At 49.1% G+C, this 22827-nt stretch carries 21 protein-coding genes and 1 pseudogene; 13 read left to right on the top strand and 9 right to left on the bottom strand.

What is annotated here, in order from left to right:
• Positions 1-8: 8 nt before the first annotated feature.
• Positions 9-1472: a potassium/proton antiporter gene (locus ABIC15_RS08815; RefSeq protein ID WP_354020493.1), complete on the bottom strand. Its 1464-nt coding sequence runs from the start codon at positions 1470-1472 to the stop codon at positions 9-11.
• A 162-nt stretch (positions 1473-1634) separates the two neighbouring features.
• Between ABIC15_RS08815 and ABIC15_RS08810 the strand changes: the two genes are divergently transcribed.
• From ABIC15_RS08810 to ABIC15_RS08765, 10 genes are all read left to right on the top strand, one after another.
• Positions 1635-2507 carry an SDR family NAD(P)-dependent oxidoreductase gene (locus ABIC15_RS08810; protein WP_290826549.1) on the top strand — a complete coding sequence of 291 codons (873 nt, stop codon included), beginning with the start codon at positions 1635-1637 and terminating at the stop codon, positions 2505-2507.
• A 232-nt stretch (positions 2508-2739) separates the two neighbouring features.
• Positions 2740-3225 (top strand): GNAT family N-acetyltransferase, encoded by a 486-nt coding sequence (locus tag ABIC15_RS08805; RefSeq protein ID WP_354020492.1) that lies wholly within the window; start codon positions 2740-2742, stop codon positions 3223-3225.
• Between the two features lie 73 nt (positions 3226-3298).
• Complete coding sequence (locus ABIC15_RS08800; RefSeq protein ID WP_354020491.1) at positions 3299-4348, top strand: oxidoreductase; 1050 nt, start codon at positions 3299-3301, stop codon at positions 4346-4348.
• Positions 4349-4522: 174 nt separating this feature from the next.
• Complete coding sequence (locus tag ABIC15_RS08795) at positions 4523-5605, top strand: C39 family peptidase (RefSeq protein ID WP_354020490.1); 1083 nt, start codon at positions 4523-4525, stop codon at positions 5603-5605.
• A gap of 145 nt (positions 5606-5750) precedes the next feature.
• Positions 5751-7415, top strand: a complete 1665-nt coding sequence (locus ABIC15_RS08790; protein ID WP_354020489.1) for a DUF2339 domain-containing protein — start codon at positions 5751-5753, stop codon at positions 7413-7415.
• A 129-nt stretch (positions 7416-7544) separates the two neighbouring features.
• Positions 7545-8375, top strand: a complete 831-nt coding sequence (efeO, locus tag ABIC15_RS08785; protein ID WP_354020488.1) for an iron uptake system protein EfeO — start codon at positions 7545-7547, stop codon at positions 8373-8375.
• Positions 8376-8379: 4 nt separating this feature from the next.
• On the top strand, positions 8380-9621 hold the full coding sequence (gene efeB, locus ABIC15_RS08780; RefSeq protein ID WP_354020487.1) for an iron uptake transporter deferrochelatase/peroxidase subunit: 1242 nt from the start codon (positions 8380-8382) through the stop codon (positions 9619-9621).
• Positions 9605-11287 (top strand): FTR1 family protein, encoded by a 1683-nt coding sequence (locus ABIC15_RS08775; RefSeq protein WP_354020557.1) that lies wholly within the window; start codon positions 9605-9607, stop codon positions 11285-11287. The genes efeB and ABIC15_RS08775 overlap by 17 nt, the downstream gene beginning before the upstream one ends.
• A gap of 94 nt (positions 11288-11381) precedes the next feature.
• The gene (locus ABIC15_RS08770; RefSeq protein ID WP_114595719.1) at positions 11382-11843 is read left to right on the top strand and encodes a YflT domain-containing protein; all 462 of its coding nucleotides are present in this window, start codon (positions 11382-11384) and stop codon (positions 11841-11843) included.
• Positions 11844-12492: 649 nt separating this feature from the next.
• Positions 12493-13161, top strand: coding sequence for a hypothetical protein (locus ABIC15_RS08765; protein ID WP_012370482.1), 669 nt, complete (start codon positions 12493-12495; stop codon positions 13159-13161).
• On the opposite strand, the gene ABIC15_RS08760 is transcribed toward ABIC15_RS08765, so the two are convergent.
• A complete protein-coding gene (locus ABIC15_RS08760; protein WP_354020486.1) occupies positions 13147-13995 on the bottom strand; it encodes an alpha/beta fold hydrolase in 849 nt (282 codons plus the stop codon). The genes ABIC15_RS08765 and ABIC15_RS08760 overlap by 15 nt on opposite strands.
• Before the next feature lie 112 nt (positions 13996-14107).
• Between ABIC15_RS08760 and ABIC15_RS08755 the strand changes: the two genes are divergently transcribed.
• Together ABIC15_RS08755 and ABIC15_RS08750 are read left to right on the top strand one after the other, a co-directional pair.
• Positions 14108-15133, top strand: coding sequence for a helix-turn-helix transcriptional regulator (locus ABIC15_RS08755; protein WP_012370480.1), 1026 nt, complete (start codon positions 14108-14110; stop codon positions 15131-15133).
• 142 nt (positions 15134-15275) lie between these two features.
• The gene (locus ABIC15_RS08750; protein WP_012370479.1) at positions 15276-15602 is read left to right on the top strand and encodes a hypothetical protein; all 327 of its coding nucleotides are present in this window, start codon (positions 15276-15278) and stop codon (positions 15600-15602) included.
• A 174-nt stretch (positions 15603-15776) separates the two neighbouring features.
• Here ABIC15_RS08750 and ABIC15_RS08745 read toward each other — a convergent pair.
• Positions 15777-16067, bottom strand: a pseudogene (locus ABIC15_RS08745) (transposase); the annotation flags it as partial.
• 904 nt (positions 16068-16971) lie between these two features.
• Between ABIC15_RS08745 and ABIC15_RS08740 the strand changes: the two are divergent.
• A complete protein-coding gene (locus tag ABIC15_RS08740; RefSeq protein WP_354020485.1) occupies positions 16972-17757 on the top strand; it encodes a polymorphic toxin type 44 domain-containing protein in 786 nt (261 codons plus the stop codon).
• A 267-nt stretch (positions 17758-18024) separates the two neighbouring features.
• On the opposite strand, the gene ABIC15_RS08735 is transcribed toward ABIC15_RS08740, so the two are convergent.
• The 6 genes from ABIC15_RS08735 to ABIC15_RS08710 all read right to left on the bottom strand — a co-directional run bounded on the left by ABIC15_RS08735 (position 18025) and on the right by ABIC15_RS08710 (position 22772).
• Positions 18025-19002 carry a hypothetical protein gene (locus ABIC15_RS08735; RefSeq protein ID WP_214764737.1) on the bottom strand — a complete coding sequence of 326 codons (978 nt, stop codon included), beginning with the start codon at positions 19000-19002 and terminating at the stop codon, positions 18025-18027.
• On the bottom strand, positions 18999-20045 hold the full coding sequence (locus ABIC15_RS08730) for a DUF58 domain-containing protein (RefSeq protein WP_012370474.1): 1047 nt from the start codon (positions 20043-20045) through the stop codon (positions 18999-19001). The genes ABIC15_RS08735 and ABIC15_RS08730 overlap by 4 nt, the downstream gene beginning before the upstream one ends.
• 1 nt (position 20046) lies before the next feature.
• On the bottom strand, positions 20047-20955 hold the full coding sequence (locus ABIC15_RS08725) for an AAA family ATPase (RefSeq protein WP_354020484.1): 909 nt from the start codon (positions 20953-20955) through the stop codon (positions 20047-20049).
• A gap of 159 nt (positions 20956-21114) precedes the next feature.
• Entirely contained in the window at positions 21115-21330 is a 216-nt protein-coding gene (locus ABIC15_RS08720) for a DUF3006 domain-containing protein (RefSeq protein WP_012370472.1), read from the bottom strand.
• A gap of 15 nt (positions 21331-21345) precedes the next feature.
• Positions 21346-22218, bottom strand: coding sequence for a ComEC/Rec2 family competence protein (locus tag ABIC15_RS08715; protein WP_354020483.1), 873 nt, complete (start codon positions 22216-22218; stop codon positions 21346-21348).
• Between the two features lie 2 nt (positions 22219-22220).
• Positions 22221-22772 carry a histidine phosphatase family protein gene (locus ABIC15_RS08710; RefSeq protein ID WP_354020482.1) on the bottom strand — a complete coding sequence of 184 codons (552 nt, stop codon included), beginning with the start codon at positions 22770-22772 and terminating at the stop codon, positions 22221-22223.
• Between the last annotated feature and the right edge of the window lie 55 nt (positions 22773-22827).

Genomic DNA, 22827 nt, shown 5'->3' with positions numbered 1-22827 from the left:
TTTTTGTCTTAGATTCCAAGGGACGCAATCAGTTTCCGGATCCGTTCTTCCGATTGTTTCGGCGTCAGGATCAACAGTTGATCGCCTCCGATTAACCGGGTTTTTCCCCTCGGTGTGATGATGGCATTCTGCCGGATGACGGCGACGACCAGCAAATCCTGCGGCATCTCAATCTCCTGCAGTGTTTTCCCATCGATGCGGCAATAGGACGGGACACTGACTTCGACGATTTCGGCATTCGGATTCGCGACCGTCATGAACTGAATCAACGGTTCAATGTCGATGGTCGGTTTCGCATCAAGCTTCATCAGCTTGACGACCCACGGCAAGGCAGTCCCTTGCAGGAGAGCCGATGTCATGACGGCGAAAAAAACGATATTAAATAACGGATAGGCGTCCGGTAAGCCACTCGACAACGGATAGGTCGCAAGGATGATCGGCACAGCGCCGCGTAAACCGGCGGCCGTGATGACACTCTGTTCGCGGAAGTTATAACGAAAAGGTAACAGGGATAAATAGACGGCGAGTGGACGGGCGACGAGAATCAACGTCAAGACGATGATGCCGGAGACGAACAGCGTCTGTGGATCGAACAGTTGCCTCGGGAAAACGAGCAGTCCGAGCATGATGAACATGCCGACTTCCGCCAAGTGAGACAGGCTGCCACTGAACCGGACGAGAATATCCCGGTAAATCAAATCATGGTTGCTGAGCCATATTCCAGTCACGTAGACGGCTAAAAAGCCGCTCGCATGAAGGCTGGTTGCGACGCCGTAGGAAAGGAGTGCGCCGCTGATCAAAAGCGTCGGGTAGAGGGCCGACGACTGCAACTGGATGCGGTTCATCAAGGACGTCAACAACCAGCCGACGAACAGACCGATTACAAGACCAAGGCCCATCTCGTAAAATAACAGCAAGATGCCGTGTAAGGCGGAAAAGGCTGCCGGATCCAAAGCGAATTCCGTGAACAGGATCGTCAGGAAAACGGCCATCGGGTCATTTGTTCCGGACTCCGCTTCGAGCGTATGCTTCACTTTTTGATCGATCGGACGACCGTTCAGCAGGGAAAAGACGGCAGCGGCATCGGTCGAGCCGATCAAGGCCCCGATCAGTAAGGCGATCGGCCAACTGAAATCAAGCAGGTAATGCGCGACGCCGGCAATCAGCCCGGTCGTGACGAGGACACCGACGGTTGCGAGGGATAACGCTGCCGGCAGTACGGTTTTGAAATCCCGCCATTTCGTATTCAAACCGCCGTCAAACAAGATGATGACGAGTGCGATTGTACCAAACAGACGGGCTTGTTCGAAGTCGGCGAAATCAATCAAGCCGGAGACATCCGTTCCGGCCAGGATGCCGACAAACACAAACAGAATCAGGGTCGGGACGTTCAGACGGACAGAAAATTTCGTCGTGACGATGGCAAGCAACAAGAGAACACCGGCCAGCAACAGGACGGTTCCTTCGTTCATAGGCGATCCCTTCCTTCAATGAAAGACGTCTTTTCTTTAGTATACGTCATTCGTTGCGGTTGCTTCCGAAAATAGTTTGCCGGAAGATGTGTATAAATCCGTAAAAAAAGGAAAACACGTATCATAATGGATCATTGATTGAAGAAAGAGGAGGCATCTGATATGAACATCTGTGTAGTGACAGGAGCAAACTCCGGTATGGGGATGGTGACGATTCAAGAATTGCTGGAACGCGGAGACCGTGTCATCGCAACCGTCCGTTCGCAAAAAAAAGCGACGCTGCTGATTCAACTTTTACGGGAACATGCTGTTTCCGATGCGAATCTGGAAGTGGAAATCGTTCAACTCGATCAGCTTGATTCCGTACGGCGTTTTGCAGATGTGCTGTTTGACCGGATTGGTCGGATCGATCGCCTGATTTTAAATGCCGGTATCATGGTTCCGCCGTATCATGTGACGAAAGATGGATTTGAATCACAGTTCCAAGTCAATTACCTCAGTCACTTTTATTTGATTGAACGGTTAATGCCGTTAATCGAGCAGGGACATGATCCCCGTGTGATCTCGATTTCTTCCTTGGCGGGAGAAGGCGGGATGATCCGGACCGATATCGAGCTCGAGGCGATTGCACATGTCAGAAAAGAGCAGTATAACCCGATGAAGTCATATCGGGAATCAAAGCTTCTGCAAATGGTTCACATGCGGGAATTAGCGGAACAATACGGCACGCTGGCGACGTTTGTCAGTGTTCACCCGGGAATCGTCAACACAGACCTGTTTTACCGGGGCAAATACGGAAAAGTGCTTAAAACCGTTCTGAAGCCGGTTGCTCAGGTGGGCTATTGGACCGGAAAGCTGTACACCCCGGAATACGGGGCAAAAACTGCCCTGTATCTGGCAACGACCGACGATGTGATTGACAACGGCGGGTATTACGCGGATTCTGCGCCGCGACTCAGTAACCCCGTCGTAGAAGATGAGGCATACCGTCAACAAGCCCGCGCACTGTCCAAACGTTGGGTCGGATTGGACTAAACGGTTTAAAAAAAGGTCTACCGACTCGTGGGAAGTCGGTAGACCTGTGTTGTGCAGACTGGGGGTCTGTTCACTCCCTGACTATACAATATTGAGATATAGAATCTGAAACTATGAAAAAATTTACAAACTCATGCGTTTTTGTGATTTTTGCAGGACTTTATGCAAAACGGTTTTCTTCTGGGTTCAATTTCGTTAGGATGAAGGAGAATTTTTTTACAGGAGGAACAGTATGATACGACTAGCTACTGAACAGGACGTCAAACAGATTGCGACCCTGTTGCGCGAAAAAGCCAAATTGTTTCAAGCACGCGGGAGCCAGCAGTGGTCCGCTTATCTGAAGGCAGATTTACAGCAACTGGTCGCAAACGATTTGGCAGCCGGGCGACTGTATGTCTTTGAACAGGGGGCGGAACTGCTCGGTTCGATTGCGCTGTTACCGTCGCTCGCCTGGGATCAGACGTTGTGGCCGGATACGGAAGGGCTGTACATCCACCGGATTGTCGTCAGCGAGACGGCAAAAGGTCTTGGCGTCGGCAAACAACTGTTGCGGCATGTCATCGCGGTCACGACGGCAGAGCAGGAACGGTTGCGTCTCGACTGTCTTGCGACAAATGACTTCCTGAACCGTTATTATGCGTCCTTTGGTTTTGAGCCTCAAGGGATTCGTGACGGTTTTGCGACATATGAGTATAAGGAAACACCGGTTCTGAAATAACGGGACATTTAGATAGGACAAGTTCCGTCTGCTTTGGTATGGTTAGAAAAAGAATGTTTCGAGGAGTGATCGGATGCGACTTCAGATTGGTTTTATCGGCTTTGGAAAAAGTACGACCCGGTATCATCTGCCCTACGTCATGATTGAGGACCATTTTGATATCACCTGGATTTATAATCGAAAAGCAAAACCGGAATTAGAGACAACCTATGCGTCTCGATTGCCGCATGTCCGCTTTACAACGGATTTGGACACGATGCTGAACGATCCCGAGCTTCAGGTCGTTGTCATCAATACCCCGCCGGCGACGCATTTCTCCTACGCCCTGCAAGCTTTGCAACACGGAAAACATGTGTTGGTCGAAAAACCGTTCACCGTAACGGAGCACGAGACGCACCGGTTGTTCGAGGAAGCAGACCGGCAAGGGGTCAAGCTGCTGGCGTATCAAAACCGGCGTTTTGACAGCGATTTTCAAGTCGTCGAACAAGTCATCCGTTCAGGCAAGCTCGGACGACTCGTCGAAGTGGTCTCACACTTCGACCTTTACCGGCCGGACGCGGCTCCGGCCATTCCGCGTCCGGAAAACGGTGCCTTATACGGTCTCGGTGTCCATACGATTGATCAAATCGTTGCCCTGTTCGGGAAACCGGACCGGGTCGGTTACGATATCCGGACGGTCCGCCTAGCCGGCAATCCGGATGATACGTTTGCCCTCGATTTCTATTATCCGGACTTAAAAGTCAGCGTCCGGACCAGTCATATCGCGTTAGCGGGTGCTCCGCGCTGGATGCTTCACGGCACAAACGGAACGTTCATCAAACAGCATATCGACCGGCAGGAACTCGATCTCAAAGCAAACTACTTCCCGGGAGAAGAAGGATTTGGTGAAGACTCAGAAGATGATTTCGGTCGTCTGTTGTACCATGACGATCACGGTCATCTCCAGGATGTCCGGATTCCAAGCCCGGTCGGAGACTACGGCAAATTATACCGTGCCTTTTATGAAAGTATCGTCCACGGGACACCGTTGCCCGTCTCCGAAACCGACACGAAACTGGTCGCGCGCTTGATAGGGCAGGCTTTTTCGAAACCGTCCCCGTTCATTTTAGAGCTTCAAAACTGATTTTTACTAAATATCAATATAATTACATCTCAGCAATCTGTCTATACAGAGCTGAGATTTTTTGTTATAAAGAAAAAGACATCGCAATTTTTCAGAATTTTCTTGTGGAATATTGATTAAAATTCCAAAAAGATGGGAAAAATGTGTGTATTACAGAAAATAAGGGGGTTTATCATGAAAAAAATCATTACGTCCTTCATTTTGGCAGGGGTTTTGTTCGGTGTGTTCAGTCCATCGCTCATTGCAGAAGCTGCCACGAAGCTGACGGTCACGACAGATGTATTACGTGTTCGTGAGAAACCATCGACAACAAGTAAAATCTTGGGGAAAATCACAAAAGGAGCCGTCTATACTTCAAACGGGACGTCCGGCAGTTGGTATAAAATCACGTACAAATCAAAACCGGGTTACATACACAAAGATTATGTCCGGACGTCTACGACATCGAAGTATACGTCGACCGGCGCGCGTTATACGACGGTCGGGACATTAAACGTCAGAACTGCTCCAAGTACGACAGCGAAAACCGTCACACAACTAAACAAAGGTGTAAAGGTCGCGTCTTACGGAACATCCGGCAGCTGGACACGTATCTTATACAACGGCAGCTACCGTTACGTGTCGACACAGTATTTGACGAAAACGGCACCAAGCAGCAGTTCGTCGAAACAATTGAACGTCCCGTATTACAACCAGTATACGCTCGGTTATCCGTCAGGCTGTGAATTCGTTTCACTGAAAATGGCACTCGAATACAAGAAAAAGGCCGTTTCCGCGTCTTCCTTATATAACCAGATGCCAAAAAGCATGACAAATGCGACCTATAAAAACGGTAAGTATTACTGGGCCGATCCGGAAAAAATGTTTACCGGAAATCCGGCAGGAACACTTGATTATTATAAAAACTGGGGTATTTATCCGAAAGGCATCCTGCCGCTCGCGAAAAAATACCGCAGCGGTGCTGCTGATATCTCGAAACAAGGGGTCAGCAAAATTGAAAGTGAAATCCGTAACGGAAACCCGGTCATCGTCTGGGCGACCGTCGATTTCAAAAATCCGTACGGTTACTTCTCTTGGATCAAGCCGGACGGTAAAACGTTTACCGGTTACCGCAACTACCATGTCATGCTCGTAACAGGTGTCTCAAGCAGTGCGTTTACGGTATCCGATCCCTACCGTGGAAAATATACGGTCAGCCGTTCACAATTTACGTCTGTTTACAACACGACAGGACAGTACGCGTTATCTGTCCGTTAATCGATTGACCGGTGAAGCGGTTGGCTTCACCGGTTTTTTATGCGGTCGACCAAGGGCGCTTTTTTAAAGAAATGGGAATCGATTTAAAAATCGTGTAAAATAATGACAACCTCTGTAAGTTCTTCTTGAAAGGAGTGGTGAAGAAATGGATGACCAACGACTGGAACAGCTGGAACAGGAAATCGTCCGCTTAAAGGCTCGTGTCGATCAACTGGAACACCAATCGGCAAAAGAATTGCCGCCGGAACCGGTCTCTTCCGTGACGCGCCCAGCCGTCCGACCGGCGTTCGTCAAAAAAACCCGGACACCCGTCGTGAAAAAAGCCCGAACACGGGAGGAATGGGAAAACGTCCTCGCGACGGTCTGGTTACCGCGGATCGGGGCGATTTTTGCAGCAATCGGGGCGATTTTTCTGTTTTCCTATGCGTCACTTGCCGGACTGATCAGCCCGGCGGTCCGGATCGGAAGTGGTGTCGTCATCGGTCTGCTCGTCATGGCGCTCGGAGAATTTCAGTATGAGAAGAAACGACGTGAGCTCGGCGTCGGGCTTGTCGCGACCGGAACGATCGTCTCCTTGTCGGCGTTATTTGCCGGTATGGCCTTATATCAATTTTATCCACCGCTGTTGGCCTTTTTCTTAGAGATTGTCGTACTCGCGATCGCATATGGATTAATGTTGTGGATGCGTTCGACGGCATTGCTGGTGCTGGTTTCGATTACCGGCTTTTTATTGCCGTTTCTTCAGTTGACGGACGAGCCGAACGTCTTCCTCTTTTTACTGTACGAAGTGCTGTTGTTTACCGCCTTGCTATTTGCTGTCCTTCGTCTGAAAGCGGTCAAGGCGTACCCTGTTGCTGCCGGCGTCTTTTTCCTGGCGCTTGTTTTCGGCAGTCTCACTGTCAATTTTGAGACACGTCCTCTGATTGATGAAGTGACGTTACTCGTTGCCTCTGTTATGGCTTATCTCGGTCTCGCCTATATCGGGACGCGACTGCCGCTCACGTATAACTATCCGAGCTGGATAGCGGGCGGGTTCGTCCTGCTCAGTCTGTCCGTGATCGATTGGCCGTTTGGTTACGGACTCGCGGTTCTGTTTGCACTACTCGCTTACGTCGTCGCGAATCAAACGAAAGACGCGTGGCAAAATGGTGTCGGTCATGTCGCCGTTCTGTTTGCGATTTCGCAGATACCGGTCGATCCACTGAGTTTCGGTGATCAATTCCGTTCAATTCTCTACGCTCTCGTGATTGCCGGTTTATGGCTCGTCAAACGTCAGCAAGTACCACACCAACGGATTTTCGGGATTGTCGTGTATGTGATGTTCGTGTTGTATACGATCGGAACATATGAAACGTACCGCTTCAACGATCAGTCGTATGCCGTCTCCGTGTTCGGTCTGACACTTGCAACAACAGCGTTCATCGTTCTGCTCGTTCGGACGCACGAGGAAGCAGTGTGGCGGAAATATTGGCAGCTTGTGCTGTTTTTCGCCGCTGCCGGTGTGTTCGTCACCTATACGCTGATCGTAATGGAACTGCCGTTTTACGCGGCGCTTGATCAAACGGATCGTAGTACGACGTTATCTGTTGCCTACATCCTGTTATCGTTTGTACTCGTGGCAATCGGCCGGATTCGCGGGACAGCGGCCTGGCGCCTGTCCGGTCTGCTGTTGTTGTCGGTCAGTGCCGTCAAACTGTTGTTGTTTGACTTGTCGTTCTTGTCGTTGATTCAAAAAGCGTTTGTATTTATCGGCTTCGGCATCGTGGCCTTTATCATTTCGCGGACGTATTTCAAGAAACGTGAATCCTGAATCAGTCATCCTCCCTCCAGACCATGCCGTCTGAAAGGGAGGATTTTTTTATTGAAATATATTGATAACGATTATCATTATCGACTATACTGATTGATGAACTTACTTAACGATCAGGGGGAACCATCCATGCGACATACAAAAACACTGGCCATCGGACTTTTATCGATGACGGCTTTACTGGGAGCCTGTAACGAACAAACCGCGACGACGAAACCGGCGACACCCAAGCCGGACCCGTTCAAACAGGTCGTGGCCGATTACCGGACCTATGCGGTTGCAGAACTGGAACAGTTTACGAAACAGACGGAAGCGTTCACGACAGCGGTCAAAGAGGGTGACTTGGCAGAGGCGAAAGCGCTCTACGCACCAACGCGGATGCATTATGAGCGGGCGGAACCGATTGCCGAAGTATTCGGGGATCTCGATCCGAAGATCGATGCCCGTGAAGGGGATGTCAAGGAATCGGAATGGGGCGGCTATCACCGGATCGAACAAGGACTGTTTGAAAAAGGGACGACCGAAGGATACGAAGGATACGCCGATCAATTGATGCAGGATGTTCATCTGCTCCGAGCAAAAGTCGAAACCGTCGAGGTGACCCCGGAACTGCTTGTCACCGGGGCGACTGATTTATTGAACGAAGTTTCGACGTCGAAAGTAACAGGGGAAGAAGACCGCTATTCCCACACGGACTTGTATGATTTTGCAGCCAATGTTCAAGGGGCGGAAAAAATTTATCAACTGTTGAACCCGGCGCTTCAAAAACAGGATGCCGCTTTGTCGAAAGAGATTGCCGCCCGCTTTGCTGATGTCAACGGTTTACTGGAAGCCAAAAAGAAAGAGGATGGGTATGTTCTCTATACCGCGTTATCCAAAGCGGACGTCAAACAATTGAGTCAAGCCATCAACGAGCTGGCCGAGCCGCTCTCGAAGATGGGGATCGTACTGGAGGGCTGAATCGATGACACGAACTACTTTAGAAGCGGGCGTTACACGGCGTGACGTCCTGAAAGTTGCCGGACTGACCGGACTCGGAGCTGCGCTTTACGCGAGCGGGCTCGAACGGTGGTTACCGCGTGCCTTGACCGCCGAAGCGACGGATCAGGTCCCGTTCTACGGCAAGTATCAGGCGGGTATCCTGACACCGCCCCAAAATCATGTCCAGATCGTCGCCTTTGATGTCCAGACGACACGACGCGATGAATTGATTGACCTCTTGAAACGCTGGACACGGGCATGCGCCCGGCTAACGGCTGGCTTGCCGCTCGGTGACTCGGACAGTCTGTACGTCCCGCCGGAAGATACGGGGGAGGCGGAAGGGCTGTCAGCGAGCCATCTGACGTTTACGTTCGGTTGCGGACACGGTCTGTTTGCGGACGACCGGTTCGAAATCGGTCATAAGCGTCCGAATCTGCTCCGGGAGTTGCCGGCTTTTGATCTTGATCAGCTCGACCCGAAATGGGCGGGCGGAGATCTTGTCGTTCAGATTTGTGCCGACGATCAACAAGTCGTGTTTCATGCGTTGCGGAACTTGACCCGAATCGGTCGGGGCGTCGTCAAAATCCGCTGGACCCAGACCGGTTTCCAACGGTCAAAAGCAGCGGATGCAACAGGAGGGACACCACGGAATCTGTTTGGATTCAAGGATGGAACCGGAAATCCGGATGTCTCGCAGCCTGCTATTCGGAATAAACACCTCTTTTATCAGTGGCAGGACGGCTCACCATGGATGACAAATGGCAGTTTTCTTGTCGTCCGCCGGATTCAGATGCATCTTGAAGTCTGGGACCGGACGATTTTGAAAGAACAGGAGCGCACCTTCGGCCGAGACCGGGCATCCGGTGCACCACTCGGTTCAAAAGACGAATTTGCATCCGTGACGCCAAGTAAACGCATGGCACGCGGGGAAGCCTCACTTCCGAAAGATTCGCATACGGCAGTCGCGCACGGATCAGGTGAAGCACAGTTGTTACGCCGCTCCTACTCCTATCAGGCGGGCATCAATGAAACAACCGGGGCACTCGATGCCGGCTTGTTGTTTTTATCGTACCAGCGGTCACCGGAACAGTTCATCACGATTCAGCGGCGTTTAGCGGCGTCCGATCGTTTAAATGAATACATTACCCACCGCGGCAGTGCTCTTTTCGCCTGTTTCGGCGGGATTCAAAAAGGAGGCTACATCGGTGATGTGCTCTTTGCTTAACGTGTTCCTGGCACTGTTCCTCTTCACGGCAATCGGCAGTCCGGTTGTCCACGCGGATTCCGAGACAGATGCGCTGTACGTCTCGATTGGTCAAGCGTTGTCAGCAGTCAATGACAACGACCGGAGTACGCTCGGGACGACTTTGAACACACTTGAAAAACAGATTGACCGCCTGCCGGCTTCTGCCGAACAAAAGGTCATTCAACATCGGTTGACAGAAGTTCAGAAACAAACCGCCCTCCCGGAGATCAGACAACGTTTGACGGAACTGTCGACGGCCGTCCGGACGCTGGAGGAAACAGATCAGCCGAAAACAGATCCTGCGGCTAAAAAACGCTTAACAGAGTTGTTCGGCTGGACGAAACAGCTCCGGCAGGCTACGACGATGTCTGAACGTCAGCAGCTGCAATCCGACTTACTGCAGGCGTGGACGGACCGTGAGACCGTCGTCCGGGAGACAAGCATCGGTCATTACGGTCAAGTCGAGATGGGGTTGTCTGCCATCCGGATCGCTTTGGCGCGGGAAAATTTTGATCAGTCGGAGCTGAATGCAGCACTCGATCAGTTTGACGCAAGCATCCGTTCTTTCCTGCAAGGTGATACCGTTCAAGCGGCGGAACAGACAGGATTGTCCGAACTGACAGCCTTGCTGAAACAGACCGATCAGCAACTCGCTGTCGGGAACGTCCCGGCGGCGCAGAAGACGCTGACGGCATTCATCAAACGATGGCCGAGCGGGGAAGGGGAGGTCCGGACCCGGAGCAGTTCTTTATATACGACGATCGAATCGGAAGTGCCGGTGCTGTTGTCACGTTTAGACGAGTCGACGGTTGACGCCACCCGGACCGATTTGGCACCGATCATCACGTCACTTCAGGTCTTGGCGCAGAAAACGACGTATTCTTTTGTCGATGCGATGCTCGTCATGTTACGGGAAGGGCTCGAAGCATTGCTGATCATCAGTGCACTGGTCGCTTTCACTCGAAAAGCCAAGGTGACGGGAGAACGAATGATTTGGAGCGGCGCACTGTTCGGATTACTTGCTAGCGGAGCACTGGCGCTCGTGATTCAACAATTCTTTTCGACGGCACTTGCTGCTGTCGGTCGGGAGCAGATTGAAGGATGGACCGGACTGGCCGCGGTATTGATGATGCTGCTCGTCGGTTCCTGGTTACATTCGAAAACGGTGGTTGCTTCACGGCAAACCGGACTGGCAACAAATCTTGCGGGACGGTCCTTATTCGCCGTCAGCTTTTTGACGATTTTCCGGGAAGGGGCCGAGACACTGCTGTTTTATGTCGGGATGGCACCAGCGATGACGACGACTGCTTTGGCCGGGGGAATCATTTTAGCGATCGGACTGGTCGGTATCTGTTCACTCGCGGTTATTTATTTCGGGGTGCGTCTACCGATCAACCGGCTCTTTTTAGCGGCGACCGGATTGATTTATCTTATGGCCTTTAAAATCTTAGGCGCCAGTCTGCATGCGTTACAACTGACAGGCATCGTGCCGATTCATGCCGTTTCCTACCTGCCAACCGTTTCCTGGATCGGTTTTTATCCGACGTACGAAACGATGATACCGCAAATCTTGTTATGTCTGGTGGTCGGGCTGACGTTAGTATTGAAACGGCGTCCGGCGGTCCGTTTGCGAAAAACCGGTTGATACGTTTTGGCGATTCATGTTTTATTCATTATGTTTCGGGAATAACTTTATATCGAGAGTAGAAAGTCGGCTCGCATGAAGGAGAGGAAACAAGATGATTGAAACTAGAATCGTACGGAACATGACAGCCGTCGACGCAGAAGTGACGAGCTTGAAGTCAAGCGGTTATTCGAATAAACAAATTTACATTTTTGCGAAGGATGAAGAGTTGGCGGAACGGATTGCCAACGACACGCAGACGTTAGCGTATCGTGTAACTAAAAAATCATTTTTCGAGACATTGATGTCGACCGTCCGCAGCAACCGGAAAGACCGGATTGCCCAGTTGTCGGAGCTCGGTATGACGAAAGATGTAGCTGAAGATTTGGAAGAGGAAGTCCGACACGGCCGGATCGTCATCGTGGGCTCAAAATCCGATCTGCTGAATCCGGCGTTTGCCGCCTCTTATGTCGAAGACGAGACAACAGAGTACGGAGCAGGTGTACCAAAGCTCGAAGAGGAAGAAACGACGACAACCTTGCCGGCTGACCAAAATGTCAAGCTAGATAAAAAATAAGGGGTGTCCATGAAAGCAGGAACTGACAAGCCGGTCAGTTTTTCAATAGACAAGGGGGACGGATTCAGATCCGTCCCCCTTGTCTGCATGTATAAGAAGATTTTTGGATAACCGGATTTTTATGTGATGGATTCACGGACGTCCATTATTGTGTCAGACGAGATTGTGTCAGACGAGATATGACGTCGTAATCCTGTCGAGGTCTTGATTTCAATGAGACCGCGGGCATGAAAAAGAGCCGTAACCGATCCGGTCAACGTGGTTTCGTTTCCCTGATCCAGATAACGGACCGCCCGCTTCGAATAGCATCTTCCAACAGTTTGGAAAAAACCATTTTGGTTTGTGTCGTCGTTCGGACAGGATGTGCTTTGTACAAGTGTTCCAATTGCAGGATATGATTACGTGTCGTGCGTTGTCTCCACTTCCGCTCCGTGCGCTTTTTGGACTGTAACACGTTGTTCCACCTCCGATTGAATCGTTTAGACCACTGCATCAAAAATATTCCCGATTTATTTGGGAGATAAACCCGCTTCAGGAAGAACAAGTCATCCGGTACCGGGAGACAAACAGAAGATGGTTTTGAATGTCCGATTTGCGGAAAAAGACTAAAAGACTAGAAGTATGCCACGAACAGAGGAGGAACTGTCTGATGGAACGAAGTACATTGATTGCTCTTGAAAAACACTTATATGCCGTTCAGCTCGAACTGGACGGACTTGCCCGTCTCATCACGAAACAGTTGATGCAACTCAGTCAAGTCGCCGGGTCTGTCGAACACTTCCGGCGGATGAGTTTTGATTTATATCAAAAACGGGAGACGCTTGACCGGATCCCGCCCCAGGTCTTATATGAAACTGCGTTGGATTACGAAGACTTTCTCGATGAAGAGTTTGACGACATTCCGGCATCCTGGGCATTACGGCAAGATGAAGCGGAAGCGCTCGATCAGTTATGGTGGTTTGAATTTTTCCGGATTCAGGCGGACGTGGAATACTGGTTGAGTCTCTACCTCATCCGGCGCATCCGGGAGGACATCCGGTACGTCCCGCCAGTCATCGAAAAAAATGCATATGCGCTGTCGGATGATGCCCGGCAAGTCTTTTGGCGTCTGTTGCAACGTTCCGTCGCCAAACCGTCGTCGAAAATCAAGGCGAATCAGCTGTCCTGCCGAATGGGCATAGCGGAGATTGCCCGGTATGCCCGCTTTAATTTGGAACGGACCCGCTTGGCAATCGAAGAACTGACGGCGCGGGGAATCATCTCCATTGAGGAAGAAAACGAAAAGCTGAACCTCCGTGTCCGCCTACAAGTGATTTAAGGCGATAAAGCGTTCAATCATTCGTTCGTCGCGACGCGCAGACGGGCCGATCCAAATCAGGTGACCAGGGCTCGCCGACTCGATGAACTGGGCATGCGCAATGGCACGTCGGGCGTAAAGGGCATGTTCGAACGGGACGGCCCGGTCCGCTTTGGAGTGAACGATCAGCACCGGACAACGGATGCCCTGCAGGAGCGGACGATCAATCTGTTGCGTCAAGTCAAACAACACCCCCCGGCCCGGTCCGTTCTGCAATCCGACTTGATACAACAATTGCTGGTCGGCTCCATTTAATTGACGGCGGATCTCGTCCCGTTGCAACAGACTCGTCATTTCAACCATCCGAACGGATGCTTCCTGTGGAAACTTAACCAATTTATCTTTCACGTAATGCCACAGGATCCATTGCACGAGTTGCAGCGGACGCTGAAGGAGCGGTTGGACAAGCCAGTCCTGATAAGGAAGTGAAATCTGGTGTGTCATCGCACAGGCTAGTACGAGCGAACTGACAGCTGGATTACCGCTCGCCAAAGCAATCGCGGTCGGTCCGCCGGCAGAAATGCCGTATACGGTGTAACGTTCGAGGTGACGAGAAGCCAGCCATCTCCGGTAAAAAGCCGCTAACTCGCCGGGTGATGAGGCGACATGCAACGGTGTTTTTCCATATCCAGGACGAGATGGGACGATGACCCTGTAGCCGGCTTCGATTAATCGTTCGACGTGATAGACTTCCCGGTAATCGGATTGTGTCCCATGAATCAGTAAAATGACGGGACCGGTTCCGCTGTCCCGGTAATCAAATCGGTAACCTTCCCAATCGGCAATGTGCTGCATCCAAATTCTCCTATCTCTTAAATATTTCCATATTATTGTTATTCTTAATTTCTTTTTGAGGTATAATCCAAGTATAATCAAACATCTTATGGATAGGAAATGAGGATGCCCCGTGCCAAATGAAAAATTATCCAATCGGGATCGGTTGTTAGCCGTTCGAGACATTTTTGAGCAGTATTCAGATGAAGAACAGACGTTGACATTAGAAGAATTGAGTACCGAACTGTCGAAAAGAGGACTGATTGAAAAGCTGTCCCGAAAGTCCTTAAAAGAGGACATTGCTGCTTTGGCTAAATCAGGATTCGATATTCATGCGGAAGAAACCAAAAACGGTCTTGCGATTCCGTATCATCTGGTCAGCCGTCCGTTCGAATACCATCATTTACGATTACTCGTGGATGCGATTGCCAGCGCCAAGTTCATCTCTGAGAGTGAAACGGAGGTTCTGGTCCGTAATATTCATACGTTAACGAGTAAACGTCTGGCAAAAACGTTGACGCCGGTCATACATACCGTCAAGAAACCGAAAGGCGTCATCCCGTTTTCGATTGATACCATCCAAAAAGCGATCATCGAACAGGACATCATCAGTTTTCAATATCAGGGCAAATTTAACGAACGGACCCGAAAGTTCGAGTTGCGTCGCGACGGGGATTACTATCTCGTCACGCCGGCTCATCTGATCGTCGATAACGGGAACTACTACTTGATTGGACGGGATGAACGGGTCGAAGAGATCCGGACCTACCGCGTGGATCGAATCGTTAATTGCAGTGTTTTTGAGCCGGCCCAGACACCGGTCGAGGTCGAAGCCACTTATTTGAGCAGTATGTTCAATATGTACGGTGGCGAACAGGAACAGTTGACGTTAAAGTTCCATGAGAGCGTCATGCCGACTGTCGTCGACCGGTTCGGGACGGACATTCGTTGCCGGCGTCTCGAAGGGGACTGGTTTGAGGTCAAGGTCGGAGCGCTGTTTTCCCAAGGTTTCATGATGTGGTTGATTCAGTTTGCGGAGCAAGCGGAGATTTTGGAGCCGGCTCTTTGCCGGGAGGCCTTCAAGAATAAAGTGTTGGAGCTTGCCAAGGTGTATCAAGCAGGTGTTCCGGTCAGTCCACAGATGAATGAAAGTGTCTAAAACGAACAGAGAAGATTTTTTGCTGAAGGGAGCAGAAGATCTTTTTTTGTCGTTTTTTGTCGTATATTCATATTTGAATATTTTTAAGAACTTTTTCCGATTACCATTAAGGATATCTTATTTTTGTTACAGGAGGGGCATCATGCAACATATGGAAAAACCACGGATGGGAAGCGTTATTGCGGGCGTGTCATACCTCTTTTTCATCTGTTTATCCTACACGTCTTGGTATTTATTATCGATTTTCGCCTTTAATCTACTCTTTAGTACAGAGCTTTTAATGTCCATGGATCTTGTGGTCTTCGGCTTTAGTCCTTTATTTGCATTAGGAATCACGATGTTTTCACTGAAAGTGCTGAAACGGCATGCTCAGCCGAAATTCGCACCCTACATATTGTTAGTCTATAGTGTCTCGACTAGTGTCTTGATCTATTATTCCGTCATCTACTCGATGTTGCCGCGGATCTGACGACGCTTGCATGGTCCCGTCTTTTGGAATATGCTACGTGTAGAGTACCAGCATGTCTTGGAGGAGGGGATACGATGAATACACAGTATATCCTGGACTGGATGCCACTCGTGCTTCCGGTTGCTGCCATCGTCTTTATTGTTATCATAGCGCGTAAAGCGTCTAAAATTGATTCTAAATAAGAAAAAGAAATCGGAGCACCTTTTCAGATTGTAGACAAACCCTCATTTCAACGTTGAAATGAGGGTTTGTCTTATGTAGTCGTATAAAATAGTATGAAAAACAAGGATTCCCACCGGAATCCCATAACCAGTTCGCCAATTTTTTGAGGTTCAAGGCACTAAAAGTAAGCATCGCTTGTAGCGTTGTTTTTTTCAGACCACGATATCGGACCCAACGCATGCCATGCTTTTCTTTTGCATCTGCGAAGACACGTTCGATGGTCTCCTGTCGTTTTTGATACAATGCCCGATTCACAAGAGTATGCCGTTTGAATAAGGAAAGAGGTGGCCCGCAGTAGATTAATCCACTGCGGGCCATAGAAGGTTTGTTTTCAGCTCATGTGGATTCACGGAAGATGCTAGATGTTATTGAAGAAATTGGGGAATAACTATGTGTACCTATATAGCTTTAATATCTTTTGCTATCTTTGAGTATTTTACTTTCTGTAATCTTTTATCTCTCTTAAAAAGAGACGATTGAAAAGCTTTCTGACTGATGTAAGGCATTACACTGCTATGCACCTGCCGGAACGGTAGAGATACGAGTCACTGATTGGTGCGAGATATTTCTAAGTTCTTCTAATCCTTGCGAGGAAAGGAAAGGAATGAAGCGTTAAACGACAAATGGTCTTGTTTAGTATCTTACTTACAGATACATATCGATTTTTTTAATTACGTGCTGAATGAACATTATCCATTTCAGCCTATGTTTTGTACCTAGTCTTCATAATAATTTAAGAGAATAAAGAGCCGATCAAATCCACTATTCCTGTTACGAATAAGAATGCTAAGTTAATTATAAGGGTAACTAACATCCCAATAGTTGCTTTTTTATCATTGAATGAACTTACTTTTATTAATAATAATATTGAACACAAACAAGTAATAAAGCTGAAAGCGAGACCAAGATGTATAGGTGCTGTTGAAAAAATAGATGAAATAAATTTAAAAAAATCATAATTAAAAAAAGAATTATAAATAAATAAAAATAACAAAAATGTAATAGTATATAATAACCAGCGTATTTTTTTCATAAACGCTCCTTTCTAAAGAGATATTCAAAAAAAGATATCCCTAAAAAATTAATTTAAATCTATCTCAAGTCAATTTAATCCTATAATATTTGAGGATGGAAGGGGAGTTTTATTTTGAAAAGAAAAATAATGATTAGTTTATCTATGTATTTTTTAATTACATCATCTTCTCAACACTTGGTAAAGGCCGAAGACTCTGATGTAAATGATGATCCTGTAGGTACATACAGTGCAATTAATCCTGGTGGGGATGTGACGGCATCGTTTTCCTCAAAAATGTTAAAGAATGCCGCATCACTTTATCAATATACAATATCCGATAAAACATATCCTATAGGCACGGGATACTATTTCACTGGAAAGGTTAATAGTAGAGGTCCTTGGGATTACAAGCATGCGTATGGAGTAAATGACAGATATGTATTCGGTGGAAGAGTGATGAAAGGTGAAGATTTAGGGAATATGCATTTTGGATATGTTGGACGGTTTGGTGGATTTCAGCCGAAAGTACTTTTAGTAGCAGCAGGTGCAGTGCAAATTAAATGTAAAACTTCAAATGTAAATTGGTATAAGTCTTATTTCGATGATCCAAACGACCAAAAAAGTATAAAAATAGGAATCAACTATGCAGATAATAAAAACTTGCCGACTAAGTCATCTAATTCTAGTGTTACATATCAATCTTTATCTAAAACAAATCTTAAAACAGAAGCAATTCAAAAAGGAATAAATCAAAACAATATGAGTTTTCCAAACGGAATGACAGAATCTCAGTTCTTGAATCAATTAAGTTTTAAAGAAAGAACACAAATAATCAATGAAGCAAATAAAAATTCTGAAGAAATTTTAAATGACCCTGCATATGAAAATATTTTAAACGAATATGATATTGTTAATTAAAAGTTGACAATGTATTAAGTGACTATTAATACGTTGTCTTATAAACAAAATCAGTCAGGATATTTCATATCATACTCTTACGACATGAGTAGCTAGATGAACATAACTGCTTACATTTGTTTAAATCTTTTTATACCTGGAACAGACCTCTTGAAGGTCTGTTCAGACTGAAGACAAAGTAGTGGTTTTTCTCTTTATCGAGAAGAACCACTACTTTGTCTTCAGTCTGAGAAGGTGTTCCGATATCGGAGCACCTTCTTTTTGGATTCAGCGTTCGATTTGTTCGCGGACATATTTCCGGAACAGTTGAAGATCGTACGCCGGCTCGCTGCGGCTGAATTCAATGCCGTCGAGAAGCCGTGCATGGGCAACAGCTTCCGGAAATTCAATCCGTGTCAGCCATTCGACGGTCGTCTCGTCATGGCGTCGCGGGAAAGCCTGTTCGAGTTGCGAGGCGATTTTCAGAAGCGGATGCTGGCTGTGTTTTTTGACAGGCGCTGCCTGCTTCGGCACGGTCATCCGGGCGACCGGTTCAGCCTCCGTTGCCACGACCCGGCGTTTACGAATCAGGTAGAACGTGAGACCGACGGCGAGAAGCGCCAGGATAATTCCTGTCATGTTCAAATAAAACAGCGTATCGGAACTCATGCCGGCCGCTTTTAGACTTTCTTGCGGGGCGATGTCTGATAACCCGGATGTACTGTCGGCTTTCGTTTTTTGATCGATCTGTTCTGCGAGCGGTAATGTCCAGGTGAAGAGGGAACCGAACGCCTCAAGTGCCGGACGGGTCAGGTTCGCGACAGAACCGAACAGCGCTTCTTTCAGCAGCCGGATTAAGGTGACGAGGACCAGACTGGCACCCAGAAACAACGAGATACCTGCGACAATCCGGCGCCATTCAATCAAGTGCTGCCTGAGGAAGGGAATGCCCCAGACGAGACCAAGCAGAAGATACGCACCGAGCGGAGGGTGGAATCCAGGTAACAGTAAACACAGTCCGGTCAGAACCGTCGCACTGACGGCAAATTTATACGGGTAATCGACGGTCTCGAGCCATGCGCTGAGTGCAATCGCAAGTAACAGCAGGATACTGATCAGCGGAGAAATCAAAAGAAAAGCAACAGCTGCCGCCAGTTGAACGCCGATTCGGATTGGGCGCGCCGGAATAACGGCGAGCAACGGGAAAATCAGAATGATGAGCGGGGCTTGCAACAAGCTGATGACGAGAATCCACCAGATGATCATGCGCTCACCCCCTTATGGCGGTGCCCGAGATGAATTTCGGCTGTCGTCGACGGGACGGTCCGTTGAAGCCGTTTTGTGAAGTAACGGCGTTCGAGCGGTAAATCATATTCTGAAATCCGGGCGAGACATTCCATCGTCCGCAAGAATTGTTCTTTTCCTTTCCCGGAAGGTACGTGATACCACTGTCCGTCCCGGTTGACCATTGAAATCCAGAGGCTGTATGAGGCGCCTTGTTTTTCCAGTTCGCGGATAATCGTTGCCGCCCGGGAGAGCAATTTTTCAAAGTCGCCGCGTAAAGCCAAACCGTCGGCCGACAGTCCGTCAATGATGACGGCATAGTCATGATTACGCATCCGGTCATACTGATAGGAATACAGTTCCCCCGTCTTGGCATAAGCAGACCAGTAAATCGTCTTCGCATCGCCCGCGTAAGGGACGACCGAATGAAAGCTCGAGCGGTCCGTAAACGGACTCGACCGGTCAATCGTCTCGCCAGGAATTTGGCGTTCATTCCATTCGACGGAGGCCGGTGCGAAATCAGGGAAGACATGACCAAGCTGTTGAATCGGTAACGTCAAGTACAGTGTCATCAGATGAAACGGATCAGAAATCATGATATCAAACGACTGGATCCGAATCGTTCCCCGTTTGGCTGCCGTGACATCGATTTGAAACGGCACATGAGCCTGACGCGGCACATAGACATGTTGCCGCCAAAACTGACTGCTGGCGTCCTCAATCCGGACCTGTTCCCCGAGAAGACCGGACACGGTCACCTTCCCAAGAGCAAACCGTGTCGGATTATGAATTTCGAATGGAATGGCGAGTGGATCGTCCCGGAACGCCCGGACGGTTTCGACGAGCCGAACGCTCAGACGTTCTCCGAGGTATTCAAGGTACTTCGGCAAGAGATACCCGTACAACGTGTACGCGACGAGCAGTGTCGCAATCAGGATCGAACCATACAGTGTACAAATACCGGCTGCAACGGCAATCCAAAATAAAATCATCGGATGAAAGGACTTTGGTGTAATCAATTGCATATTACACCTCGGTCGGAACAGTCAATGACTCCAAAATCTGCTGGACCAGGCGACCGTTCGTCATCTTTAATGTCGCTTCAAGTGTCAGGACCAGCCGGTGGGCAAGCAATGGATTTGCCAGCTGCTTGATATCTTCCGGTGTTACGTATGTCCGGTCATGCATCCAGGCCCGCGCTCTTGCCGCCTGGAGGAGCGCCAAGGTAGCTCGTGGACTTGGACCGATCTCAACGTCCCGGTGCGCCCGTAAGGCATCACAGACGTCGAGCAGGTAATCTTCGACGGCATCTTCCATGGTGACCGCCTGGACTTCCTGTTTCCAGGTATTCAGTTGCTCAAGCGGTACCTGGAATGGACTCGGTTGTAAGTGAGCTCCCTGTAACAGGGCTTTTTCGACCTGTCGATCGAGCGGAGCAAACGACAGTTTGAACAAAAAGCGGTCGAGTTGTGCATGGGGGAGTGGAAACGTCCCCTGACCGTCAAACGGGTTTTGAGTCGCGATGACCAGAAAATGTTGCGGTAACGTATAAGAGGTATCTCCGATCGTCACCTGAGCTTCCCCCATCGCTTCGAGCAGGGCGGACTGTGTCCGCGGCGTCGTCCGGTTAATTTCGTCGACAAGGACGATATTGGCGAACAGCGGGCCAAACCGTTGCTCGAATGAACCGGTCAATGGATTAAACAATTCCATCCCCAGCAAATCGGTCGGTAAGGTATCCGCGGTGCATTGAACGCGTGAAAACTTGGCATCCAGTGTATTGGCCAGTGATTTGGCCAGTGTCGTCTTACCGGTACCCGGCCGATCCTCAAGCAGAACGTGACCTTCCGACAACAGTCCGATCAGAAGATGATCTATGACATGTTCTTGTCCGAGGACCGCTTGCTTTAAGTTCGTTCGTAATTGTTGGAACATGGATAAATCCCCCTTTTTGTTTCGTATTCCTAAAGTTTACGAAAATTCAGAAAAAACTGCTAGTGATTTAAGTCGATTTTTTAGATTTGCTGTTTATTATTGGAAAAACAAAGGTGAATAAAAAAATCCTTGACCACTGACAGGCCAAGGAACGGAGTTTTAGTCTTCAAACAGTTCATTCATCAAATCATCAATTTCCTGCCGACGGTTCTGCGTTTCCTCCCGGAGAATCCGGATCGAACGACCGCGCCATTCGAGCCAGTCGCCGATTGTTGCAGCATGCGGCAGACGCGAACGGGGGACTTGCACCGTTTCACGGTTTTCCGTCTCACAAATCGCCTGGTCTCCGTCAAATTCCGTAACGGTCATTTTCATCGTGTATCCTCTCCTTTACTCGGGACGTAAATCGGTCCGGCTTTTGACCTGAATCGTCTGTCCGTCCGACGTGTACTGAACGGTGCCCATCCGGTCCGTCCGATCGACCTGGATACTTTCCGCCGCCAGCGCATTCATGACGGTCGGACGCGGATGGCCATATGAATTGCCTTCGCCGGCTGAAATCAAGGCGCGGGAAGGGTGGACTGCCTGTAAAAAAGGAATTGAGGACGAGGTGTCCGCACCGTGATGCCCGACCTTTAACACATCAGCCTTTAAATCCATTCCGGATTCAAGCAAGTCCTGTTCCGTCCGAATCGGAGCGTCTCCCATGAAGAGAAAGGTATTATCGCCATGAACGAGTTGCAGGACTGTACTCCAGCTGTTTAAATCACGGGTGCCGTCGCGGAGCGGGGCGAGTAAGTTCAGTTTCACTTCGTCACTCGGAATCGAAACACCGGCTTTAGCCGTTTTAATGGTGATCCCTTGCCGTTTGACGGCGAGCAGGAAGTCCCGGTAGGTTTCTGTCGTGTGATTGACGCGTGGTGCGTAGACTTGATCGACAGGCAGGGCATCGAGAATCGTATCGAGCCCGCCGATATGGTCTGCGTCCGGATGTGTTGCGATGACGGCTGTCAGGCGGGTGATACCCAGGTTCTTCAGGTAGCGGACGACATCATCCCCTTTGCCGTTATTCCCGCCGTCGATCAAAATCGTTTCGTTTTTCGTCTGAATCAAGGTACTGTCGCCTTGACCGACATCAAAGCCGTAGACGTGAATGACGGTAGACGATTCCGGACGATCACCAGGTAACGGCTCGTCGTCGCGTGTCATATAAAAGATGACAATCAGACAGAGCGCAAGTAGCAGAACGGAACCCCATTTCATACCTAGCCCTCCCGTTTCTCAAACAGATACAACATACCGTTGCGTGGATGACTGAAGCGGGGACCGACATAACCTCGTTTTTTTAAGGCAGTCCGCATCAGAATCATCATCCCGCCGTGTCCGACGAGCAAAACCCGTTCATGTTCTGGTTGTTCAAACGTCAATCGGTTCAGAAGAACCGTAATCCGCTCGTTGGCATCTTTGATTTCCGCTTGAATTCGTTTGCTGAATGGCGCGACAAGCCGTCCGATCAATGCCCAGGCAAGGAACGGGAGACGAATCCGTGAACGGATCGTCGGGAATGGGACTTCCCGTAACAGATCCGTCACGATGATATCTTTTCCGTAGACGCTTTCCGCCGTTTGAACGGCTCGCGGCATACTGCTGGCGTAACAGATCGTCCAGTCGATATTTCCGAGTTCAACCGGTTGGACATCGATGGTCGAAACATCATAACGCTCAATCCAGGCTTCGATGTCGGCTGCACTGATCCAGCCTTTGGTCGGGTAACCTTCCGTCACCCGGTGGTGTCTGACTAATCCAATCTGTTTCATGATTTTACGACGGTTCCTTACCTTAAGAGACCGTCCACCTCTCTTTCTGTATCTC

Origin of the sequence: Exiguobacterium sp. PvP048 (assembly GCF_040549175.1) — a bacterium.
In the GTDB taxonomy this organism is placed as follows: Bacteria; Bacillota; Bacilli; order Exiguobacteriales; family Exiguobacteriaceae; genus Exiguobacterium_A; species Exiguobacterium_A artemiae.
This window is presented reverse-complemented; position numbering and strand designations above follow the sequence as displayed.

Bases quoted from the DNA above. Each gene is read 5' to 3' on its own strand.
- ABIC15_RS08815 (WP_354020493.1), bottom strand. From the start codon at position 1,472: ATGAACGAAGGAACCGTCCTGTTGCTGGCCGGTGTTCTCTTGTTGCTT.
- ABIC15_RS08810 (WP_290826549.1), top strand. From the start codon at position 1,635: ATGAACATCTGTGTAGTGACAGGAGCAAACTCCGGTATGGGGATGGTG.
- ABIC15_RS08805 (WP_354020492.1), top strand. From the start codon at position 2,740: ATGATACGACTAGCTACTGAACAGGACGTCAAACAGATTGCGACCCTG.
- ABIC15_RS08800 (WP_354020491.1), top strand. From the start codon at position 3,299: ATGCGACTTCAGATTGGTTTTATCGGCTTTGGAAAAAGTACGACCCGG.
- ABIC15_RS08795 (WP_354020490.1), top strand. From the start codon at position 4,523: ATGAAAAAAATCATTACGTCCTTCATTTTGGCAGGGGTTTTGTTCGGT.
- ABIC15_RS08790 (WP_354020489.1), top strand. From the start codon at position 5,751: ATGGATGACCAACGACTGGAACAGCTGGAACAGGAAATCGTCCGCTTA.
- efeO (WP_354020488.1), top strand. From the start codon at position 7,545: ATGCGACATACAAAAACACTGGCCATCGGACTTTTATCGATGACGGCT.
- efeB (WP_354020487.1), top strand. From the start codon at position 8,380: ATGACACGAACTACTTTAGAAGCGGGCGTTACACGGCGTGACGTCCTG.
- ABIC15_RS08775 (WP_354020557.1), top strand. From the start codon at position 9,605: ATGTGCTCTTTGCTTAACGTGTTCCTGGCACTGTTCCTCTTCACGGCA.
- ABIC15_RS08770 (WP_114595719.1), top strand. From the start codon at position 11,382: ATGATTGAAACTAGAATCGTACGGAACATGACAGCCGTCGACGCAGAA.
- ABIC15_RS08765 (WP_012370482.1), top strand. From the start codon at position 12,493: ATGGAACGAAGTACATTGATTGCTCTTGAAAAACACTTATATGCCGTT.
- ABIC15_RS08760 (WP_354020486.1), bottom strand. From the start codon at position 13,995: ATGCAGCACATTGCCGATTGGGAAGGTTACCGATTTGATTACCGGGAC.
- ABIC15_RS08750 (WP_012370479.1), top strand. From the start codon at position 15,276: ATGCAACATATGGAAAAACCACGGATGGGAAGCGTTATTGCGGGCGTG.
- ABIC15_RS08735 (WP_214764737.1), bottom strand. From the start codon at position 19,002: ATGATCATCTGGTGGATTCTCGTCATCAGCTTGTTGCAAGCCCCGCTC.
- ABIC15_RS08730 (WP_012370474.1), bottom strand. From the start codon at position 20,045: ATGCAATTGATTACACCAAAGTCCTTTCATCCGATGATTTTATTTTGG.
- ABIC15_RS08725 (WP_354020484.1), bottom strand. From the start codon at position 20,955: ATGTTCCAACAATTACGAACGAACTTAAAGCAAGCGGTCCTCGGACAA.
- ABIC15_RS08720 (WP_012370472.1), bottom strand. From the start codon at position 21,330: ATGAAAATGACCGTTACGGAATTTGACGGAGACCAGGCGATTTGTGAG.
- ABIC15_RS08715 (WP_354020483.1), bottom strand. From the start codon at position 22,218: ATGAAATGGGGTTCCGTTCTGCTACTTGCGCTCTGTCTGATTGTCATC.
- ABIC15_RS08710 (WP_354020482.1), bottom strand. From the start codon at position 22,772: ATGAAACAGATTGGATTAGTCAGACACCACCGGGTGACGGAAGGTTAC.